At 48.6% G+C, this 19,947-nt stretch carries 17 protein-coding genes and 2 tRNA genes; 12 read left to right on the top strand and 7 right to left on the bottom strand.

Features of this window, described 5'->3' with window-relative positions; all coding sequences use genetic code 11:
- Window positions 1-41 precede the first annotated feature (41 nt).
- Complete coding sequence (gene ndk / locus ACFPK9_RS04810; protein WP_377093609.1) at window positions 42-467, bottom strand: nucleoside-diphosphate kinase; 426 nt, start codon at window positions 465-467, stop codon at window positions 42-44.
- Window positions 468-664: 197 nt separating this feature from the next.
- Between ndk and rpsO the strand changes: the two genes are divergently transcribed.
- Both rpsO and ACFPK9_RS04800 read left to right on the top strand, forming a co-directional pair.
- Window positions 665-922 (top strand): 30S ribosomal protein S15, encoded by a 258-nt coding sequence (gene rpsO, locus ACFPK9_RS04805; RefSeq protein WP_377093607.1) that lies wholly within the window; start codon window positions 665-667, stop codon window positions 920-922.
- A gap of 252 nt (window positions 923-1,174) precedes the next feature.
- Complete coding sequence (locus ACFPK9_RS04800) at window positions 1,175-3,319, top strand: polyribonucleotide nucleotidyltransferase (RefSeq protein WP_377093606.1); 2,145 nt, start codon at window positions 1,175-1,177, stop codon at window positions 3,317-3,319.
- Window positions 3,320-3,447: 128 nt separating this feature from the next.
- On the opposite strand, the gene ACFPK9_RS04795 is transcribed toward ACFPK9_RS04800, so the two are convergent.
- On the bottom strand, window positions 3,448-3,585 hold the full coding sequence (locus ACFPK9_RS04795) for a hypothetical protein (protein ID WP_377093605.1): 138 nt from the start codon (window positions 3,583-3,585) through the stop codon (window positions 3,448-3,450).
- A 177-nt stretch (window positions 3,586-3,762) separates the two neighbouring features.
- On the opposite strand from ACFPK9_RS04795, the gene ACFPK9_RS04790 reads away from it, so the two are divergent.
- The 3 genes from ACFPK9_RS04790 (at window position 3,763) to ACFPK9_RS04780 (ending at window position 5,299) form a co-directional block, all read left to right on the top strand.
- A tRNA-Gly gene (locus ACFPK9_RS04790) sits at window positions 3,763-3,837 on the top strand.
- Window positions 3,838-3,886: 49 nt separating this feature from the next.
- A tRNA-Gly gene (locus tag ACFPK9_RS04785) sits at window positions 3,887-3,961 on the top strand.
- Between the two features lie 192 nt (window positions 3,962-4,153).
- Complete coding sequence (locus tag ACFPK9_RS04780; RefSeq protein WP_377093604.1) at window positions 4,154-5,299, top strand: phosphotransferase enzyme family protein; 1,146 nt, start codon at window positions 4,154-4,156, stop codon at window positions 5,297-5,299.
- Between the two features lie 13 nt (window positions 5,300-5,312).
- Here ACFPK9_RS04780 and ACFPK9_RS04775 read toward each other — a convergent pair whose 3' ends face one another.
- A complete protein-coding gene (locus ACFPK9_RS04775) occupies window positions 5,313-5,702 on the bottom strand; it encodes a type II secretion system protein (protein WP_377093603.1) in 390 nt (129 codons plus the stop codon).
- Between the two features lie 342 nt (window positions 5,703-6,044).
- Between ACFPK9_RS04775 and ACFPK9_RS04770 the strand changes: the two genes are divergently transcribed.
- From ACFPK9_RS04770 to ACFPK9_RS04740, 7 genes are all read left to right on the top strand, one after another.
- A complete protein-coding gene (locus ACFPK9_RS04770; RefSeq protein ID WP_377093601.1) occupies window positions 6,045-6,923 on the top strand; it encodes an AraC family transcriptional regulator in 879 nt (292 codons plus the stop codon).
- Window positions 6,924-7,079: 156 nt separating this feature from the next.
- Window positions 7,080-8,849, top strand: coding sequence for an assimilatory sulfite reductase (NADPH) flavoprotein subunit (locus ACFPK9_RS04765; RefSeq protein ID WP_377093600.1), 1,770 nt, complete (start codon window positions 7,080-7,082; stop codon window positions 8,847-8,849).
- A gap of 50 nt (window positions 8,850-8,899) precedes the next feature.
- Window positions 8,900-10,621 (top strand): NADPH-dependent assimilatory sulfite reductase hemoprotein subunit, encoded by a 1,722-nt coding sequence (locus ACFPK9_RS04760; RefSeq protein WP_377093599.1) that lies wholly within the window; start codon window positions 8,900-8,902, stop codon window positions 10,619-10,621.
- Between the two features lie 67 nt (window positions 10,622-10,688).
- Window positions 10,689-11,417, top strand: a complete 729-nt coding sequence (locus ACFPK9_RS04755) for a phosphoadenylyl-sulfate reductase (RefSeq protein ID WP_377093598.1) — start codon at window positions 10,689-10,691, stop codon at window positions 11,415-11,417.
- 154 nt (window positions 11,418-11,571) lie between these two features.
- On the top strand, window positions 11,572-12,540 hold the full coding sequence (gene cysK / locus ACFPK9_RS04750) for a cysteine synthase A (RefSeq protein WP_377093597.1): 969 nt from the start codon (window positions 11,572-11,574) through the stop codon (window positions 12,538-12,540).
- A gap of 96 nt (window positions 12,541-12,636) precedes the next feature.
- Entirely contained in the window at window positions 12,637-13,680 is a 1,044-nt protein-coding gene (trpD, locus tag ACFPK9_RS04745) for an anthranilate phosphoribosyltransferase (protein ID WP_377093595.1), read from the top strand.
- Window positions 13,681-13,743: 63 nt separating this feature from the next.
- Complete coding sequence (locus ACFPK9_RS04740; RefSeq protein ID WP_377093594.1) at window positions 13,744-15,168, top strand: cryptochrome/photolyase family protein; 1,425 nt, start codon at window positions 13,744-13,746, stop codon at window positions 15,166-15,168.
- On the opposite strand, the gene ald is transcribed toward ACFPK9_RS04740, so the two are convergent.
- Genes ald through ACFPK9_RS04720 form a run of 4 tightly spaced genes read right to left on the bottom strand, consistent with a single transcriptional unit; the run spans window position 15,169 to window position 19,944 of the window.
- Window positions 15,169-16,281 (bottom strand): alanine dehydrogenase, encoded by a 1,113-nt coding sequence (gene ald, locus ACFPK9_RS04735; RefSeq protein WP_377093592.1) that lies wholly within the window; start codon window positions 16,279-16,281, stop codon window positions 15,169-15,171. It abuts the gene before it with no gap.
- Between the two features lie 60 nt (window positions 16,282-16,341).
- Complete coding sequence (locus ACFPK9_RS04730) at window positions 16,342-17,292, bottom strand: ABC transporter permease (RefSeq protein ID WP_377093591.1); 951 nt, start codon at window positions 17,290-17,292, stop codon at window positions 16,342-16,344.
- Between the two features lie 6 nt (window positions 17,293-17,298).
- Window positions 17,299-18,219 (bottom strand): ABC transporter permease, encoded by a 921-nt coding sequence (locus ACFPK9_RS04725; RefSeq protein WP_377093589.1) that lies wholly within the window; start codon window positions 18,217-18,219, stop codon window positions 17,299-17,301.
- Between the two features lie 6 nt (window positions 18,220-18,225).
- Complete coding sequence (locus ACFPK9_RS04720) at window positions 18,226-19,944, bottom strand: peptide ABC transporter substrate-binding protein (protein WP_377093587.1); 1,719 nt, start codon at window positions 19,942-19,944, stop codon at window positions 18,226-18,228.
- Window positions 19,945-19,947 lie beyond the last annotated feature (3 nt).

Below are 19,947 nucleotides of genomic sequence, written 5' to 3'. Positions count from 1 at the left end.
TTTAGGACTCGCGCGTTTGGGTGAGTGAAAATTATTTTTGCTTAGAAATTGAAGATTTCGCCTTCGTTGAAGAAGCGTTTGAGTTCTGCTTCTGCGGTTTCTTGGCTATCTGAGGCGTGACAGACGTTGACCATCATGTCTTCACCGAGGTCGCCGCGGAGTGTGCCGGCTGGAGCTTCAGCGGAGTTCGTTGGTCCGAGGAGGTCGCGGACACGGCTGATGGCATTATCGCCTTCGAGAGCGAGAGCGATAACTGGAGTCTTCTGCATGAATGCGACGATTTCTGGGAAGAATGGTTTGTCTGCGACGTGCGCGTAGTGTTCTGCGAGGAGTTCGTCGCTGAGAGTCATCATTTTGATGCCACGGATCACAAGGCCTTCCGCGAGGAAGCGCTCGAGGACTTTGCCGGAAAGGTTCTTTTCAACGGTGTCAGGTTTGAAAAGGATCAGGGTAGTTTCTGTTGCCATGTGGATTGACTAATTGAGGCTTGTCCTTCTGACAAGCTCAATTCGATGGCAGAAGTGAGAAGGATTTTAGATTTTAGATTGTACCGGCTACAGGAAATGAAAGTTCTTGCTATTTCATGGTTTGCGCGTTACTTACCGCCGTCCCGAGTAGGGAGGTCTGGTTCATGAAGGACTGGTCCTGAACACATTAATTCAAAATGAGCGATATTACTATCAACCCGAAAGACTTCCAACTTCACGAAGGTGACACAGGAAGTGCCGATTATCAGATTGCTATTCTTACAGTTCGTATTCTTCAGCTCACCGAGCACATGAATGCAAACAAGAAGGATGTATCAAGCCGTCGCGGACTTCTCCGCCTCGTGTCACGTCGTCGTAAGCTTCTCGATTATCTCAAGGCGAACTCAGAAGAGCGTTACCAGAAGGCCCTCAAAGGTCTTGGTCTCCGCCGCTAAGTTACTTTTTGAAAGGTCACGGCTCACCCCGTGGCCTTTCTCATTTAAAGAGGGATTACAAATCAGGAATGAGGAAGTAGCTAGCTAAGTATTCCTAATTACAGATTTCTAATTCCTAACTCAATTCAAAGGGAGAGGCGATGGCACGTCATCTGAGTTTCTTCCTGAGTGTAGCGGAAGGTCCGTTGTTACTCGAAGTAAATGAATACTCTTAGCCAAAGAAGTGCTGGGGGTGAGACGATAAGAAGAATAATGAATATACATAAAGTAACGAGCCAGGTCGGCTCAAACCCTATCAGTTTTGAAACTGGTAAAATGGCAAAGCTCGCAGACGGTGCTGTTGTCGTAACTTCAGGTGAAACTACAGTTCTTGTGACTGCATGTTCCCTTACTAAAATTAAGCCAGGACAGTCCTGGTTCCCGCTCTCCGTTGAGTACAAAGAGAGAGCATTTGCCGCTGGTGTTTTCCCAGGTGGCTATTTCAAGCGTGAAGGTCGTCCGACTGAGAAGGAGATCCTCACTTGCCGTATGACTGACCGTCCACTGCGTCCGCTTTTCCCTAAAGGTTACCTTTACGAGACTCAGATCGTAGCTCTTATGCTTTCTGCTGATGGCATTAACGATGCTGACATCCTTTCTATGAATGGTGCTTCTGCAGCACTGGTTGTTTCCGACATTCCATTCGCTCGCCCGGTAGGTGCGGTGCGTGTTGGTCGTATCGATGGTGAGTTCGTTGTGAACCCAACATTCGAACAGCGTGAAGAGTCTGACCTCGATCTCGTGTACGTGGGTGACAAAGAAAACGTGATTATGATCGAAGGTGGTGCTGATCAGATTCCTGAAGAGGAATTCATTAAGGCGCTTCGTTTTGCTCAAGAAAACGTCCAGAAGCTCGTTGTAGCTCAGGAAGAGCTCAAGGCTCTCGCTGGTAAGCCAACGCGTGAATACGAAGTTTCCGTGGCTGAGCAAGACCTCCTCGACATCGCTTACGAAGTTGCGGGTGACCGTATTGAAAGCGCAATTTACGCTGACTCAAAGGTTGAGCGTGCGAAGAAGGTTGGTGCGCTTCGTGATGAAGTTGAAGCAACTATCCTCGAGCGTTTCCCTGAAACTACTGACTTCCAGATCGAGCAAGCATTTGAATTCCTGCAGAAGAAGGCATTCCGTATCTCTATCCTTGAGAATGGTAAGCGTGCTGATGGTCGTACACCAGCTGATCTCCGTCCACTTTTCGCTGAAGAAGGTCTGCTTCCACGCGTTCATGGTTCTGCTCTTTTCGCTCGTGGTGAAACACAAGCTCTTGCAGTTTCGACACTCGCTCCAGCTGACGAGCGTCAGTACTTCGACAACTATGCAGGTGGCGAAGACAGCAAGCGTTTCATCCTTCACTACAGCTTCCCTCCATTTTCCGTGGGTGAAGCAGGTCGCTTCGGTGGCTTGAACCGTCGTGAAATTGGTCACGGTAACCTCGCTGAGCGTTCTATCGCACCAGTGATTCCTGACGAGGACGTGTTCCCATACGCAGTACGTACTGTTTCTGAAGTTCTTGAGTCTAACGGCTCTTCTTCAATGGCGACTGTTTGTGCGGGTACTATGTCCCTACTCGGTGCTGGTGTTCCTCTTAAAGCTCCAGTTTCTGGTATCTCAGTAGGTCTTGTGACTGAATTTGATGATGACGGCAACATGGTAAAGTATGAGCGTCTTCTTGATATCATCGGTTCTGAAGATTTCTACGGTGATATGGATTTCAAACTTTGTGGTACTCCAGAGGGTGTGACTTCTTACCAACTTGACCTTAAGCTTCCTGGTATCCCACTCAGCATTCTTGAAGAAGCAATCTACCAAGCGAAGGATGGCCGCGCGCTGGTTCTCGACAAGATGCTTTCTGTGATCGCTGAAACTAAGTCAATTTCTGAGCATGCTCCACGTATTGAGTCTGTGAAGATTGATCCGGATAAGATTGGTATGCTCATCGGCCCTGGTGGTAAGAACATCAAAGCAATCCAGGCTGAGTCCGGTGCTGAGCTAAACATCGAAGACGATGGCACAGTACACATTTACGCATCTAAGGGTGAAGCTCTTAACCGCGCGAAGGAAATGGTTGAAATGATGTTTGCTGAAGTTGAGCAAGGTAAGACTTACGTTGGTAAGATCGTTTCTTGCACTAAATTCGGCGCATTCATGGAAGTGCTTCCTGGTAAGGATGGACTTATTCATATATCCGAGCTTGCAGAAGGCCGCGTAGAGAAGACTGAAGATGTAGTGAGCGTAGGTGACGAAGTCACAGCGAAGTGCATCGGTATCGACGACAAAGGTCGCGTGAAAATGTCTCTCCGTGCAGCGCTTCGTGATGCGAAGAAGGGCGAAGAGTCCGCTGAAGAGACTGCAGAAGCGTAATTCAGCTAGTTGATTTAACTTATTTTATTGGCCACTGGGGAAACCTAGTGGCCAATTTTTTTTGGTGGGGCGGGGTGTCGAAGGTCTGGAAGGTCATATAATGCATCGCGTGGTCGCGATGGGGGGTATTATTCTAGGGAGGTTTCTTCTGCTGGTGTAGATTCTTTTACTTTGGTGTCGGCGCTGATGAAGAAAATCGTGCCGAGAGTGATGGCTAGAGCTGCTAGTACAGACATGCCGATGAGTACAAAGAGACAGGATTTCATGAAGCTGAGGCTAATCTGTGAATTGAGGATGAGTCGAGGATCTTTGCTGGGTAAATTTTTAATATGTCGAAGTAATTGTTGTTTCTGAACTTGGGTTAAAAGTGTGAAAAAAGATGTTAAAAAATGCTTGCGCTGATTTGGGGATCGTGTAGAAATCCGCCCGCCGCAGGCAACAAAGCGGGTGTAGCTCAGTGGTAGAGCGCGACCTTGCCAAGGTCGATGTCGAGAGTTCGAATCTCTTCACCCGCTCCATTTTCTCTCCGGAGGAAATAAGCATGCAGCAAAGAAAATAACCGATAAAGCGGGTGTAGCTCAGTGGTAGAGCGCGACCTTGCCAAGGTCGATGTCGAGAGTTCGAATCTCTTCACCCGCTCCATCGGATATCAGAAAAAAGCGAACCAAGTAGGTTCGCTTTTTGTGTGTTTAGGTGAGTGGGGTTTTAGGAAATTGTGTCAGCGAGGGTGTCAGCTGGATCGGTAAACGTTATTAAATGGCGCTGAGCGGTTTTTTGCCATTGCAGTTGAGGGGGAGAACGCTCAAATATGTTTCTAAATTTAAATTACTTATTTTGAGAACACGCACCTCTTTGATGCCTCCGGTGGAGGAAACAGTTCGATCGATCGGTCAGGAGTTTATTATCGATGGAGAATTTATCGGAGGGAGTGAAATAGAAGCGGGGCACATTAACGTGACTTATGTGGCGCGCTATCTTCAGATGGATGGTTCGGAGCGACGTTATATTTTGCAGTGTATTAATGGTTATGTGTTTAAAGATCCGGTTGCTGTTGTGCGTAATGTGGAGCGAGTGACGCAACATATTGCGGCGAAGCTTGAGGGTTCTGGTGAGCAATATTTAAAGATGTATCCAGCGCGTCGTGGCGGGCATTTTTATGAAGATGCTAAGGGCAGAGTGTGGCGTTGTTATAATTTTATTGAAGGTTGCCGGAGCTATGATGTGGTCGAGAGTACTGAGCAAGCTTATGAAGCGGCATCGGCATTTGGGCGATTTCAAGATTTAGTCAGTGATCTGGATGTAGCGAGCTTGGTGGAGACTATTCCTAGTTTTCACCACACACCGATGCGTTTTGCTCGACTGATGGATAGAGCTGCTGACGATCCGATAGAGCGATTGGCTGGAGTTGTCGAGGAAGTGCAATTCCTCAAAGACCGGAAAGAGCTTGGGGCTGAGTTAGTGTCGATGATGAAGGGGGGGCTGTTACCAGTGAGGGTGACTCATAATGATACGAAGCTCAATAATGTGATGATGGATGAGAGGAGCGGGCAGGCAGTATGTGTGATCGATCTTGATACTGTGATGCCTGGGCTGGCGGCGTATGACTTCGGTGATTTAGTACGAACTGCGACGAGTGCGGCGGCTGAGGATGAGCAGGACCTTTCAAAGGTCGAGATGCGCATGCCGATGTTTGAGGCGCTCGCGCGAGGGTATATCAAAGCCTGTCCCAGTTTGACTGCTGCTGAGATTCATTCTTTAGTGACTGGGTGCAAGGTGATCACTCTCGAGGTGGCAATACGTTTTTTGACCGATTATCTGGAGGGTGATCTTTATTTTAAGACTGAGCGAGAAGGGCAAAATTTAGATCGAGTTCGAGTGCAGATTACGCTTCTCAAGCAAATGGAGGAGCGTGAGGCTGAGATGGAGGAGATCGTACGGAGGTTTGCCGATTCTGAAAGCTGCGAACTGACGTCAAATTAATTGCTCAAACGGCTTAGTAGCCATTAGTGTCTTGAGGGAAGTGATTTTGTGGAGCTGCTCCGTAGCTGTCACATCGAGCGAAGGGAATGCCAGGGTTAGGGATACTATCGAGCACTGTGTAGCTTCCGCCGAGAGGGCATTGGGGTAATGGACCGATGGCTTTATCGGTGCCGATGACCTCAGTTTCTACGATGCGGGATCCGTAATCGAGAGCTTCAAGGTTTTGATAACTTCTGATGCTCTTTTGAATTTGAGTTATTTGGGCAATGCAGACGGCCTGGCTAGATGAGTTTCTGTAGTAGGAGGCTCCAAGGAAAAGTCCGGATAGTAAGGTGAGTATCATTGATATAACAACAGTAAGCTCGATTAGAGTCACTCCTTTAGGGTGGGTAGGGGATTTCATAGGTGGGGGGATTGGGGTTCTGTAGACAATAGAGGAATTGAAGAGATGAGGCAATAAGGGAGTGTCTGGAATTAGGGGCTCACTACGATTCTGTCGAATTTTACGAATAGGCAGATGCCTGCGGCGCTTGATAGAATTGAGGACGATACTTGGCGGTGGTTCTGCTATTAGGCTTGGACTTTAGTTAAGTATGGTCTGTGGGAGGGTGATTCCTAGGCTGACGATAGGTGTCGCGTTGGTGAACATTGGAGTGCGTAGACTTGCCTACGCTTTGGGGGAGCCTGGCTTCCTGAGGCAGTTGGCGATTGACCGTTGAAGGATCGTTCTGCATAAGTGTTCGTGATGGATAGCTCAAACGGCGCACAGCAAACGATAGATGATTTCCGTGATTTCGGTCAGGGGGCACATATTGATGTCGTTCGCGCGGCTTTAGATGATAATCGAGAATGGTTGCTTAAAGCTCCTGTGTGTAAGACCTTGTCTCATCATAATATTCTTCATGTTGCGGTGATGAAGGCTGGTGAAGGGCTTTCTGTGTCTCGGGCTGAGCAGTCAGGAACCTTTATGTTTGCCTGTACCAAAGGGCAGGGGATGGTGTTGGCGGATGGTCGTTGGAAGCGTGTGAAGGCAGGTGAAGCGTGCTTGTTGCCTCCGTTCGTTGGGAATGCTTTTAAGGCGATTGAAGGGAAGGAATGGGAGTTTTGTTGGGTGCGTTATATCGAATCGAAGGAAACGAAGCCGATTGTTTCCGAGATTTCGCCAGTTCGAGGAGAGTTTGATGGATGGGCGCTCAAGCATGCGATCTTGGGATTACATGCGGAATGCGAGGGGCCTAATTCTGCGGCAATGAGCCATTTATGGACTGAGTTGATTCACCAATATGTGTTAAGTTTTGCGCAACCACATGAGTCTGATGATAGGATGTGGAAGGTGTGGAACGTGGTGGAGCAACATTTGGACAAGGACTGGACTCTGGCAGATCTAGCTCAACTCGCATGTGTGAGTGAGGAGCATCTCAGAAGGCTGTGTAATAAGCAGCTGGGGCGTAGTCCGATTCAGCATTTAACGTTCTTGAGAATGCAGAGAGCGAGTAATCAGCTTTCGACCACCAATGCAAAGATTGAAAATATTGCGAAGTCAGTGGGCTATAGTTCAGCATTTCATTTTTCGAATGTTTTCAGAAAATGGGTAGGATGTCGCCCGTCTGAACACCGCCGCTAGGGGCTGTGACGCTGATGGATGTTGGTGTTTTAATACACTTGCTTTAGCTTTCTTGCAAAAGAGCTTGCGCGTTCTGAGATCCGAGTGTTTACTTCGCGCAGGTAAACATAATAATACTAAGCAACTTTGTAAGGTATTAACCAATTGATCACGATCATGATTCCATCTCACGCACCATTCGACCAGAATCAGCGGGCCGCACTCGAGGCGCTGGTTAAGACGTTTTCGCTTGAGCAGCGCGCGTGGCTCAGCGGTTTTTTGGCAGCACCCGCCGGTGGTGCGCCAGCTGCAGCACCCGCAGCTTCTAAGCCCTTGACTATTTTGTACGGCACTGAGTCAGGTAATTCTGAAGGCCTTGCAGATAAAACTGTCAAAGAGGCGAAGAAAAAAGGTTTCAAAGCTGTCATGAAGAACCTCGCTGATATTTCAGTGAAGGATATTGCTAAGTTTGAGCATATTGGTCTGATTGTTTCGACATGGGGTGATGGCGAACCGCCAGAAGCTGTTGAGGCATTTCATAAGGAATTTATGAGCGCCAGTGTGGATCTTAAAGGGGTGAAGTTTTCTGTTTGTGCGCTAGGTGACACTTCTTACGATAAGTTCTGCCAGACTGGTAAAGATTTTGATGTCCAGCTTGAAAAGCTTGGAGCTGAGCGTGTGGCAGATCGTGTCGACTGTGATGTCGACTTTGATGATGCCTATGCGACATGGAAAGATGCACTTTTTGGAGCACTCGGGACAGCAGAAGCTGCTGCTGCGCCAGCGATCGATTTGGCCGCATTTGGGGCCGCTCCTGCTGTGGAATACGGTCGTAAAAATCCATTCCCAGCCGAGGTGATTGACAATCTCATTCTTAATGGTGAGGGATCCGCTAAGGAAACAATTCATCTTGAGCTCGACCTAGAAGGTTCGGGGCTCGACTACGAAGCGGGTGACGCTCTCGCAGTAGTTCCTGTGAATGCGGATGATGTGGTAGAAGCATTCCTCGCAGCATCAGGTTTGACTGGCTCTGAACAGGTTGAGCTGAAAGGTGAAGACAAGTGCGACTTGAAAGATGCTCTAAAGTACAAGCTCGATATCACTGGGCTTTCCCGTGCGGTGGCGAAGAAGTATTTTGAGCTCTGTAAGAGCGATGAGCTGGGAGTAATCGTGAGCGATGAGAAGAAAGCTGAATTTAAGGATTGGGCATGGGGACGCGAGATTGTTGATCTTCTGGAACTCTATCCAGTGCTGAGACTCAATGCACAGGCACTTGTGAATATTCTTCGCAAGCTTCCTCCTCGTCTTTACTCAATAGCTTCTAGCCCGAAGGCACATCCTGGCGAAGTACACCTTACAGTGGCAGCAGTGCGCTATGAAGGTCACGGCAAAGCTCGTAAGGGCGTGGCGTCTACCTACATTGCTGATGAAGCGAAAAATGGTGAAAAAGTGCAAGTTTACGTGCACAAGAACAAGAATTTCCGCCTTCCTGAGGACACGAATAAACCAGTCATCATGGTTGGCCCTGGAACCGGTATAGCACCATTCCGTGCATTTATCGAAGAGCGTGGAGAAACTGGAGCAAAGGGTGAAACTTGGTTGTTCTTCGGAGACCAACGCTACACCTATGATTTCCTTTATCAGTTAGAGCTACAGGATCATCTGAAGTCTGGAGCTCTTTCTAGGCTCGATGTGGCATTCTCACGCGACCAGCCAGAAAAGGTTTACGTGCAGGACAAGATGCTCGAGCAAGGTGAGGAAATTTACAAATGGCTCGAAGCTGGCGCGTATTTCTACGTTTGTGGTGATGCTGAACGCATGGCTAAGGACGTGAATCAGGCGCTTATTGACATCGTGGCTAAGTACGGTGGTAAGTCGGCTGATGACGCAACGGCATACATCGAAAGCCTCAAGAAGGAGAAACGTTACCAGCGTGACGTCTACTAATCCGCTTCGAGAGAAGCTAGAATACTGAATTTAGAATATAGAATTTTCTTATGAGCGAAGAACAAAAATTATCAGCAAACGAATACCTCAAGGTGGAGTCTAACTACCTTCGTGGGACGCTCGCTGAAGAACTCGCTGACACTTCAACAGGCGGAATCTCAGAAGGTTCCGCGCAAATGGTGAAATTCCATGGTTGCTACGTGCAGGACGATCGCGACCTGCGTGCCAACCGCCGCAAGCACAAGCTCGAGAAGGCGTATAGTTTTCTTATGCGTGTTCGCCTGCCAGGTGGCGTAGTGTCTCCAAAGCAGTGGCTCCAGATGGACTGGATCTCTGAGAATTTTGCTAACAACACACTCAAGCTTACCACGCGTCAGGCATTCCAACTTCATGGCGTGATTAAGTCTCAGCTCAAGCGTACTGTTCAGGAAATGGACAAAGTGGCGCTCGACTGTATTGCTGCATGTGGTGACGTGAATCGTAACGTCATGTGTAATCCGAACCCGCATCTCAGTAAATCACACGCTGAGATGGTGAAGCAGGCACAGGACATTTCTGAGCACCTTCTTCCACAAGGGGGGGCGTACCATGAGATTTTCCTCGATCAGGAAAAGGTGATTTCTTCTGAAGAAGTGGTCGAGCCGATCTATGGCAAGACTTACCTTCCGCGTAAGTTTAAGATCGCGATCGTGATCCCGCCGTCTAACGACTGTGACATCCACGCGAATGATCTTTCTTTTATTGCGATTCAAGAAGGAGAGGAAATCGTCGGTTACAACATCGCTGTCGGCGGTGGTATGGGGATGACTCATGGTGTGGAAACAACATACCCTCGTCTCGCGGACATTATCGGTTTCTGTACTCCAGAGCAGGTGGTAGATGTGGCTGAAAAAGTGATTTTGGTGCAGCGTGACTTCGGGAATCGTTGTGACCGTAAGCAATCACGTCTCAAGTACACGATCGATAGTCGTAGTGCTGAGTGGTTTACTGAAAAGCTCAATGAGTACCTTGGTTACGAGATCGCTCCCGTGCGCCCTTACGAATTTACAACCAATGGCGATAACTTCGGCTGGCACGAAGACGAAACTGGAAACTGGCACCTCAACCTCTTTATCCAAGGTGGTCGCGTGGTGGATTCTCCTGCATTTCCAGTGAAGACTGGACTTCGTGAAATTGCTAAAGTGCTCAAAGGTGAGTTCCGTCTCACAGCGAACCAGAATTTAGCAATTTCTAACATCCCAGCAGAGCAGAAGCCTGAGATTGAAGCGATCCTCGACAAGTATAACATTCTGAAGAGCCACGAGCGTTCTGCGCTCCGCCTTTATTCGATCGCTTGTGTGTCTCTCCCAACATGTGGATTGGCGCTGGCAGAAGCTGAGCGTTACCTCCCAGAGGTGATCACCGAGCTCGAAGAAGTGGTGGAAGAATGCGGTTTGCGACACGACGCGATCACTATCCGTATGACTGGTTGCCCGAATGGCTGTGGTCGTCCGTTCCTTTCAGAAATTGCTTTTGTAGGCCGCGGTCCTGGTCGTTACAATCTCTATCTCGGTGGAGGTCACGCAGGTCAGCGTCTCAATAAGCTCTACCGTCAGGATATGCTTGGTAAAGATGCGAAAGAAATTCTTAAACCAATCATCGAAGACTATGCGAAGAACCGTCAAGACGGTGAGCGTTTTGGTGACTTTGTGATCCGAGCTGGCTACGTCGAAGCGACAGTCAATGGCTTGGATTTCCATAAAAATATTAAATCGGAAGCAATTCCTAGTTAAGACGCCTAGCGGCGTGGTTTTTAAGTGTTAGGTTTTAAGCCTAGCACGATGAAGCCTAGCTAACATTATGAGTGCAGCAGAAGAGAAACTAACAGATGCAGAAATTATTGCGGCTGAGATCGGCGCGAAGAAAGCGGGCGAGCGTATTCAGTGGCTTTATGAAACCTATGGGGATCGCGTGATGGCGAGTACCAGCTTTGGTTTGCAGGCTGCAGTGATGTTGCATTTGATCAGTGAAAACGCTCCCAAAATGCCGGTGGCATTTGTCGACACAGGCTATCTTTTCCCTGAGACATACAAGTACATGGAAACGCTGATGGAGCGATTCAATGTTGATCTCCGAGTGTACAATCCGAAGTTGACTGCTGCGCGCCAAGAAGCGCTTTACGGCAAGCTTTGGGAGCAAGGTGAAGAAGGCAATACCAAGTATGGCGTGATCAATAAGGTCGAGCCGATGGACCGTGCGATCAAAGAGATTGGTGCGGATATTTGGCTATCAGGACTTCGCCGCACACAATCGAGCACGCGCCAAGACCGCCCTTTTGCCGAGCAGCAAAGTGCGACAATTAAAGCGTACCCGATTCTTGATTGGGCCGATGCACAAGTAAATGTGTATTTCCATATGCATGACCTTCCTCGCCACCCTTTAGAAGAAAAAGGCTATGTGACGATGGGAGATTGGCATTCGACTGTCCCTGCTACAGATGGAATGAGCGCTGAAGAGACTCGCTATGGCGGCCAAAAATTTGAATGTGGTCTCCATTTAGATAATGGAAGCAGTGACTTCCAGATTTAAGCGCTTAGGAAAACCTATTTTACTGTGCCAGTTTGATTGAGAGTTGATCTGCCTGTTTGTTAATAACCTGTCACAAATTTTCGAATTTACCACTGGCCAAAGGGTGGTTCGGATGGGAAAGTTTGGGCGTTAAATTTCTAACATTATAAACACTATGGCACTTCTAGCACAAAACATGGTAGATACAGTAGGCAACACGCCACTGATCAAACTCAACAAACTTACGGAAGGTCTCGATGCAGAGATTTACGTAAAAGGCGAATTTTTCAACCCACTCTTCAGTGTCAAAGATCGTATCGGTAAAGCGATGATCGAGACTGCAGAAAAGGATGGTTCACTCAAGCCAGGTGGTACAATTATTGAACCAACATCTGGTAACACAGGTATCGCGCTTGCATTCGTAGCGCGCGCAAAAGGTTATAAGTGTATCCTCACTATGCCTGAGACAATGTCTCTCGAGCGCCGCGTTCTTCTTCGTTTGCTCGGCGCCGAAATCGTTCTTACACCTGGGCCAAAAGGCATGGGTGGAGCGATTGCGAAAGCGAAGCAACTTCTCGCAGAAGATCCAACAGCATTTGGTCCTTCTCAGTTTGATAACCCAGCAAACCCACAGGTTCACCGCGAAACAACAGCGGAAGAAATTTGGGAAGCTCTCGATGGTGACGTTGACTTCCTCGTCGCAGGTGTTGGTACTGGCGGCACGATCACTGGTGTTTCTGAAGTGATTAAATCACGCAAAGAAGGCTTTAAGACTTATGCTGTAGAGCCAGAAAACTCCCCAGTTATTGGTGGTGGTTCTCCTGGTCCTCACAAAATTCAGGGTATTGGCGCAGGTTTCATTCCTGGAAACCTCAACGTTGATACTGTGGACGGTACGATCACTGTGACCAACGAAGATGCATTTGAAACAGCACAGAAACTTGCTCAGGAAGAAGGCCTTCCAGCTGGTATTTCCACAGGTGCAAACGTTTGGGCAGCGATCGAACTAGCGAAGCGTCCAGAAGCAAAGGGCAAGAAGATTGTAACCATTGGGTGTTCTAGCACGGAGCGTTACCTCTCTACTCCACTTGCTGAGAAAGTGCGTGAGGAAGTCGCAAATCTTCCTGTATCTGAAATCGAGTAATTCGATAGTATTACAACTCAAATTTTAAAAGCTCACAGCGAAATGCCGTGGGCTTTTTCTTTTCCTTTTTGCAAGTGCTGTTAGCTTTGCTGCGACATGGATGGGCTAATCAAATCTGTAGAAGCTGGAGAAGAACTGAACCGAGAGCAGATCACTGCTGCTGCTGACTTTTTGTTGAGTGAAGACGCTGTGGTTGAGAAGAAGGTACGTTTTCTAAAAGGGCTTTCGGCGAAAGGGGAAACTCCTTTTGAGATTGCTGGCTTCGTGGAGAGTTTCCTTGAACGCGCGATAGATCCTGGGACGCTGGAAATGGAGTTTGATGGTCCGACGATCGATGTCTGTGGAACTGGTGGCGATAAGTTGAATTTGTTCAATGTCTCGACAACGAGCATGTTTGTGATCGCGGCGGCTGGAGCGACAGTCGTGAAGCACGGTAATCGTGGCATAACTTCTAAAAGTGGCGGAGCTGATGTGTTAGAAGCGTTAGGAATTCGTTTGGACATTTCTCCAGAGACTTTCCAGCAATGTTTGAAAGAGGCAGGCGTCGGTTTCCTATTTGCGCAGATGTATCATCCGGCGTTTAAAGTCGTAGCCCCTGTGCGAGCTGAACTGGCCAAGGATGGGGTTCGAACCATTTTTAATTTGATTGGGCCTTTATTGAATCCAGCGCGCCCACAGTGCCAATTGATCGGCGTGTGCGATGATAGTTTGGTTCCTGCGTTCGCAGAAATCCTTCAACGGCTCGGTCGTGAATCGGCATGGATTGTCAATGGTCGTACGGCTGATGGTCGCCCTGTGGATGAAATGAGTTTGATGGGTGATAGCAGAATCAACAAGTCTGGTAGCTTTCAGAACCTCGTGGAGGAGACCGTGCAACCTGAAGATTTTGGTCTTAAGCCTTGTTCAGAAGAAGACCTCAAAGGAGGTGATGCGGAAGTGAATGCGCAGATTCTTGTAGATATCCTCTCAGGAAAAGATAGTGGAGCGAAGCGTGACATGGTCTTGCTGAATGCTGGTGCTGGACTCGCCTGTGCGGGGTTGGTTGACGATATTGCAGAAGGCGTTGATATGGCACGCAAGTTGATTGATTCAGGCCAAGCGCTTGAACGTTTACGGAAGTTGCAGACTATAGCTATTTGATCAGGTAGGGCGTTGGTTTTTTATCATGTGTGTGCATTTTCCGGTTAGAGATTAGGAACCTTTATGAAGTCTTGTATTCTCTGGTTTCGAAAAGATTTACGTTTGAGTGATCACCCAGCGCTGGATTATGCCATCGAGGAAGGTTATTCGATTCTACCTCTATACATTTTTGAGGACGCAGAGGCGTGGCCGATGGGGGAGGCGAGTCGTTGGTGGCTGCATCATGCGTTGATGGATTTGGGTGAGCAGTTAGATGGATTTGGGGCGAAATTACACATTGTTGATGGCTCAAAAGAGGCTCATCAGACGCTGTCTGCACTAGTAAAAAAAATCGATGCGGATGCTGTCTTTTGGTCGCGTCGTTATGAGGCGGAAAGCATTCTGCAAGATTCTGAAATAAAGAAAGAATTGATGGCCAGTGGGGTGCTGGTGAAGAGTTTTTCAGCGAGTTTGATTAATGAGCCATTTAATGTGTCGAATCAATCTGGCAAGCCGTATAAGGTTTTCACTCCGTATTGGAAAAAATGTCGTGAAATTCCATTGCGAGAGCTCACTCAGCCTGATCTTTCGAAGGCATCGTGGCAGAAGCTGGAAGATGGATTGACGGTGGAAGAGCTTGAGTTGTTACCGAGTCTTTCGTGGGATGATGGGTTTTATGAAATGTGGGATCCTCATAGATCTGGAGCTGCAAGTCTTTTGAACCAGTTAGGAGATGGACGAGCTGCAGCATATAGCGAAAATCGGGATATGCTGGCTGAAAGTGGAACTTCACGCTTGAGCCCATACTTGGCTTTTGGACAAATCAGTCCGATTGAGATTATTCATGCTCTCAGTGAGGTGAAGGCTGAGGATTACCTTCGTCAGCTTTATTGGAGAGATTTTTCTTATCATCTTCTCTATCATTTTCCAAAGACGGATAAAGAACCTTTGAGGGAGGAATGGAGGCTTTTCCCTTGGGGTGTGGATGAGAAAATCGTTGGTAAGTGGCAGCGAGGTGAAACTGGTTACCCTGTGGTTGACGCAGCTATGCGTGAGTTATGGCATACTGGCTGGATGCACAATCGAGCGCGGATGATAGTAGCGTCCGTATTGGTGAAGCATTTTCAGCAAGACTGGATGGTGGGGGCTCAGTGGTTTTGGGACACGCTAGTCGATGCGGATTTAGCAAACAATACGATGGGATGGCAATGGAGTGCGGGCTGTGGAGCTGATGCTGCACCGTATTTTCGGGTGTTTAATCCTGTGACTCAGGGACAAAAATTTGACCCTGATGGGATTTATATTCGGAAATATGTTCCTGAGCTGAGTGCTCTCCCTAACAAGTATATTTATTGTCCGTGGGAAGCTCCGAGTGCGTTATTAGAAGACTGTGGGATCGTACTCGGGCAGAGTTATCCTCAACCAATATTGCTGCCATCGGAAGGTAGAAAGATGGCCTTAGACGCTTATCAAGCATTTAAAAATAGCCTAGAAGCCAGGCAAGGGTAGCTACGGAGTGAGGAGTTCTTGGGCTGATTGGTATTCTAATTGATGGCTACGAGCGACGGCCTCGCAGGTGAGTCTGTTATCGAAGCAGTTGATGCCTTTCAACAGCTCTGGCCGTTTTTCAGTGGCAGCTTTTAGACCGAGATCAGCTATTAGAGTTATCCAGCTGTGAGTTACATTGTTGAGTGCTTGGGTGGCAGTGCGTGCATAGGCTGCAGGCATGTTAGCTACGCAATAGTGCACGACACCTTCTTCGATGAAGGTGGGTAATTCGTGGGTGGTAGCTCTTGTAGTTTCTGAGCAACCGCCTTGATCCACCGCGATATCGACAAAGACTGACCCTGGCTGCATGAGCTTGAGCATATCGCGAGTGATGAGTTTTGGAGCTGCAGCACCCGGCAATAGAATGGCTCCGATAACGAGATCGGCGCGCACTAGGAGTTCGCTGAGATTTGCTTCGGTGGAATACAGTGTCTGAATGCCTTCCATAGTGATATCGAGGAAACGCATGCGTTTGAAATCGACTTCGAGGATGGTGACGTCAGCGCCAATTCCTTTTGCGACACGCGCGGCATTCACACCAGCAGTGCCGCCACCGATTACTACTACGCGTCCGCGGGCCACTCCTGGAACCCCTCCGAGTAGAATGCCGCGGCCGTTATTGTGCTTTGCCAAGTGGTAGCTACCGACGATAGCTGACATGCGACCCGCGATCTCTGACATCGGTTCTAACAATGGGAGATGACCGTGGACTTCGATCGTTTCGTATGCGATCGCTGTGCAGCCAGAGGCGAGGATTGACTCGGTGAGTGTTTTGTTCGCAGCGAGATGGAGGTAGGTGAATAGAATGTGCTGCTCATTGAGTAAATCGATTTCAGCGGGTTGAGGCTCTTTGACTTTCACAATCAGTTGAGCGTGCTCGAAAACTTCTTTAGCTGTTTCTAATATTTGAGCACCAGCGGCTATGTATTGCTCATCGCTGTAGCTTGAACTCATACCAGCGCCTTGCTGGACGAAGATGTGGTGGCCCTTTTTTGTGAGTTCGCTGACTGTAGCCGGAATCATAGAGACGCGGTGCTCTTGACTCTTGATTTCAGTTGGAATGCCGATGTTCATAGAATTCTCTTAGTGGAAGAGTTTAAACCATATCGGCATGGATTGTTAGCATAGAAGTATTTAATCCTTTGACGCTTTGGGGTCGAGGGCGTCGCGCAATCCGTCGCCGAGGAAGTTGAGAGCGAAGAGAGTGAGGGAGAAGACGATACTCGGAATGATGAGTAAGCGTGGATAAGTCTCCATGTAGTTAGAGCCTTCTTTTAGGAGTATTCCCCATGAGCTGTTAGGTGCTTCAATTCCTAGGCCGAGATAAGAAAGGGTTGCCTCGGTGAGGATGAATCCAGGAACTGTGAGTGTCGCATAGACAATGATGGGACCGAGCATATTAGGAAGGATGTGGCGAGTTAGGATACTGGTGTGACTTAGGCCTAATGAGATCGCGGCTTCGACAAATTCTTGATTTTTTACTGAGATAGCTTGAGCGCGTGCGATGCGCGCCATGGTGAGCCAGCCGAGGGCGCTGATGGCGATGAAGAGAGGGATGAGGTCGGCGAACTTTTCTACGAACTTTTCGTTCCACTGCCACTCATTGATTAAAAAGGTCGAGAGCACCTCGATGTGCTCTGAGATGAGGAGAGAAAAGAGGATGACTACGATGAGGAAAGGCAGTCCGTAGAGAATGTCGACGATACGCATCATGAGGCTGTCGGTTCTGCCACCAATGTAGCCAGCGATCGCTCCGTAGCAGACGCCGACGATGACCGAGAGTGTGGTGGCGACGAGTCCAACGAGAATTGAAACCTGTCCACCTAAGAGGAGGCGGGCGAGGAGGTCGCGGCCAACTTGGTCGGTGCCGAGCCAATGCTCCGCATTGGGGGATTGGAAGGTGTTTGTTAGGTTTTGGGTGTTGGGGTCTTTGATGAATCCGAACAAGGGGACGATGAAGCAGAAGACTCCAATGATCAGGAGTACGATGAGACTCGCGGCGGCCATGTGGTTCTTACGCAGTCTGTACCATGCGTCTGACCAGAGGGAGTTGCCCGATGTGGGATTGATGGATGGTGAGCTCATGGAAGTCTAGGCGTTTGCGTTACGTAGGCGTGGGTTGAGGAAAACCAGAGCAATGTCTGCGGCGAGGTTGGCGAGAACGATGAGTGAGCCAAAGAGGATGACTACGCCTTGGAGCAGGAAGTAGTCGCGCTCGAGGGTGGCATTGACAAAATGAAGGCCCATCCCTGGGACTTGGAAGATGGTTTCGATGATGAAGGATCCTGTGATGAGGGCTGCGAATGCGGGGCCGATGAAGGCGATGGCAGGGATAATGCCGCCGCGGATAGCGTGCTTAATGATGATTGAAGTCTGGCTGACCCCTTTGGCGTGGGCTGTACGGATGTAGTCTTGATTGAGCACTTCTAACATCCCTCCGCGGGTAATGCGGGCGAGGTAGGCGCCGGTTCCTAAACCTAATGTTAAAGCAGGGAGAAACCAATCAAATGGGTCTCCCCAGCCTGCGACTTTAAGAAAGGGGATGCGGGTGGCGAGCTGACCGGCTAAGATGGGGCCGATCACGAAGGAGGGAATACTGATACCAATCATGGCGACAACCATGGTGCCGTAGTCGATAATGGAATTCTTTTTCAAAGCGGAAATGATGCCTGCAGGAATGCCGATACAAATGGCGATGAGCATTCCGCAGATTCCGAGGATAAAGGATGCAGGGAAGGAATGTTTGATGATTTTTGAGACAGGTTGTTCTTTCGTGGCTGAGAAGCCCATTTCGCCTTTGCTCAGAGCTGCGAGATAGATGACAAATTGTTGAGGGATCGGTTTATCAAGTTGGAAGCGCTCTTTGTTCTTTTGGACAATGTGTTCGGCGTGGGATTTCTCGCCTGAGAAGGGATCTCCTGGCATGAGGCGCACCGCTGTGAAGGTGATGGCGAGTAGGCAGAATACCACAATGATTCCCTGGCCTAGGCGGCTGATGATCGTGCGTAGCATGAGAGATTATTGTTTTTTCTGTTGTGGGACTAATTCCACGAACTTGTAGGGATGGTTGTTGAGAAGCAATGGCTCCCAGCCTTTTACCGAAGGGTGAAGGAGATAATTGGTGGTGAACCAGTAGACTGGAATGATAGGCATTTCGCTGAGGAAAATGGCTTCAGCTTGCTCGAGCTTGCGAATGCGCTCAGTGGGGTTTTGAATTTTTTCGGCTTCGTGAAGAGTTGCTTCATAGTTGGCATTCGACCAGCCTGTGCGGTTGTTGCCGTCTCCTTTTTTCCACATGTCGAGGAAGGTCGTAGGGTCTGGGTAGTCGCCGATCCAGCCGCCAGTTGAGATATCGTAGTCGAGGTTACTCATGCGATCGAGATAGGTTTTCCATTCGCGTTGTTGGATTTCGATGTCGATTCCTAGATTCTTTTTCCACATGTCTTGAAAGGCTTCAGCCATGATCTTAGAGGTTTCTCTATCAGTTGTTAGCAAAACAAGTTTGAGCTTACTCGGGTCAGCAATATTTGCTTTATTGAGGAACTCTTTGGCCTTTTCTGGATTGTAGGATGTCGCTTTTGGCGGTTGGTATTCGCCCATCGGCGGAGTGAGACCGTAGGCCGCTGTTTGTCCTCCTTTGAGGATGTTATCAATGATGGATTGAGAATCGATAGAGTAAGCAAGCGCTTTGCGCAGGTTGATGTCTTTGAGCTTCTCGCTGGTGACATTGAGGCGGAGGAAGCTGGAGCCGAGGTAGGTTTCTTGGCGGAGGCTTTCGGGGCTTTCAGTCTTTGAGTATTCGATCATTTCAGGTGCGAGCCCGTAGGTCACGTGAAGCTGATCGTTAAAGAACATCCGAGCTTCGGTGTATTGGTTCATGACGGGGAGGAAGCGAATGCCTTTGAGTTTGACGGTTTCACTGTCCCAATAGTAGGGGTTTTTCTCTACGAAGATTTGGTCATTAAATTTCCAAGTTTTGAGCTGGAACGCGCCATTGCCGACGATGTTTCCTTCATCGGTCCAGACATTGTTAGGTGTGGTCATTTCGCCGTATTTCAGAACGATGTGCTTGGGGACGGGGTACCACGTGTAGTGCTTGGTGAGGTCGGGAAGGAAAGGGATGGAGGCACGGAGTGATATTTTAAGGGTGTGTGAATCTAGGGCTTCGACTCCGACGGTGGAGAAGTCTGTTGTTTCCCCTTTATTGAAATCCTCTGCTCCTACGATGTAATAGAGCATGGAGGCATATTTCGCGGCAAAGTCTGGAGAGAGGATGCGCTGATAGGCGAAGAGGAAATCTTCTGTAGTCACAGCGTGGCCATCTGACCATTTCCCATTTGGTTGGAGATGAAAGGTCCATTCGGTAAAGTCCTCATTAGAACTCCATTTTTCTGCAGCACCAGGGAGGTGCACGCCTTCTTTCGAGGGGTGCTCGACGCAGAGTCCTTCAAAGATTGAACGGATGATATTGCTTTCAATGACGCCCGTGACGACTTGTGGATCGAGCGATTGCGGCTCACTGCTATTGCCAATGACGAGCACACGCTGAGCTGTGTATTTCTCGATAGGCGTTTCATCTTGGCAGCTAGTGAAGCAGAGGAGAGCTGCGAAGAGGATGAGTAGATTTGTGAGTCTGCGCATTACTGATGAGTAAGGTGAATAAAGTTTGGTCATCTTGCAGCCTTTTTCTTTGGTGATTTCTAGATTTAATTTCCAAAGGTGTCCTTGATTTTGCATCTG

Source organism: Rubritalea spongiae (assembly GCF_042652385.1).
Classification (GTDB): Bacteria; Verrucomicrobiota; Verrucomicrobiia; order Verrucomicrobiales; family Akkermansiaceae; genus Rubritalea; species Rubritalea spongiae.
The sequence above is the reverse complement of the archived record's forward strand: the minus strand, read 5'-3'. Positions and strand labels throughout refer to the sequence as shown.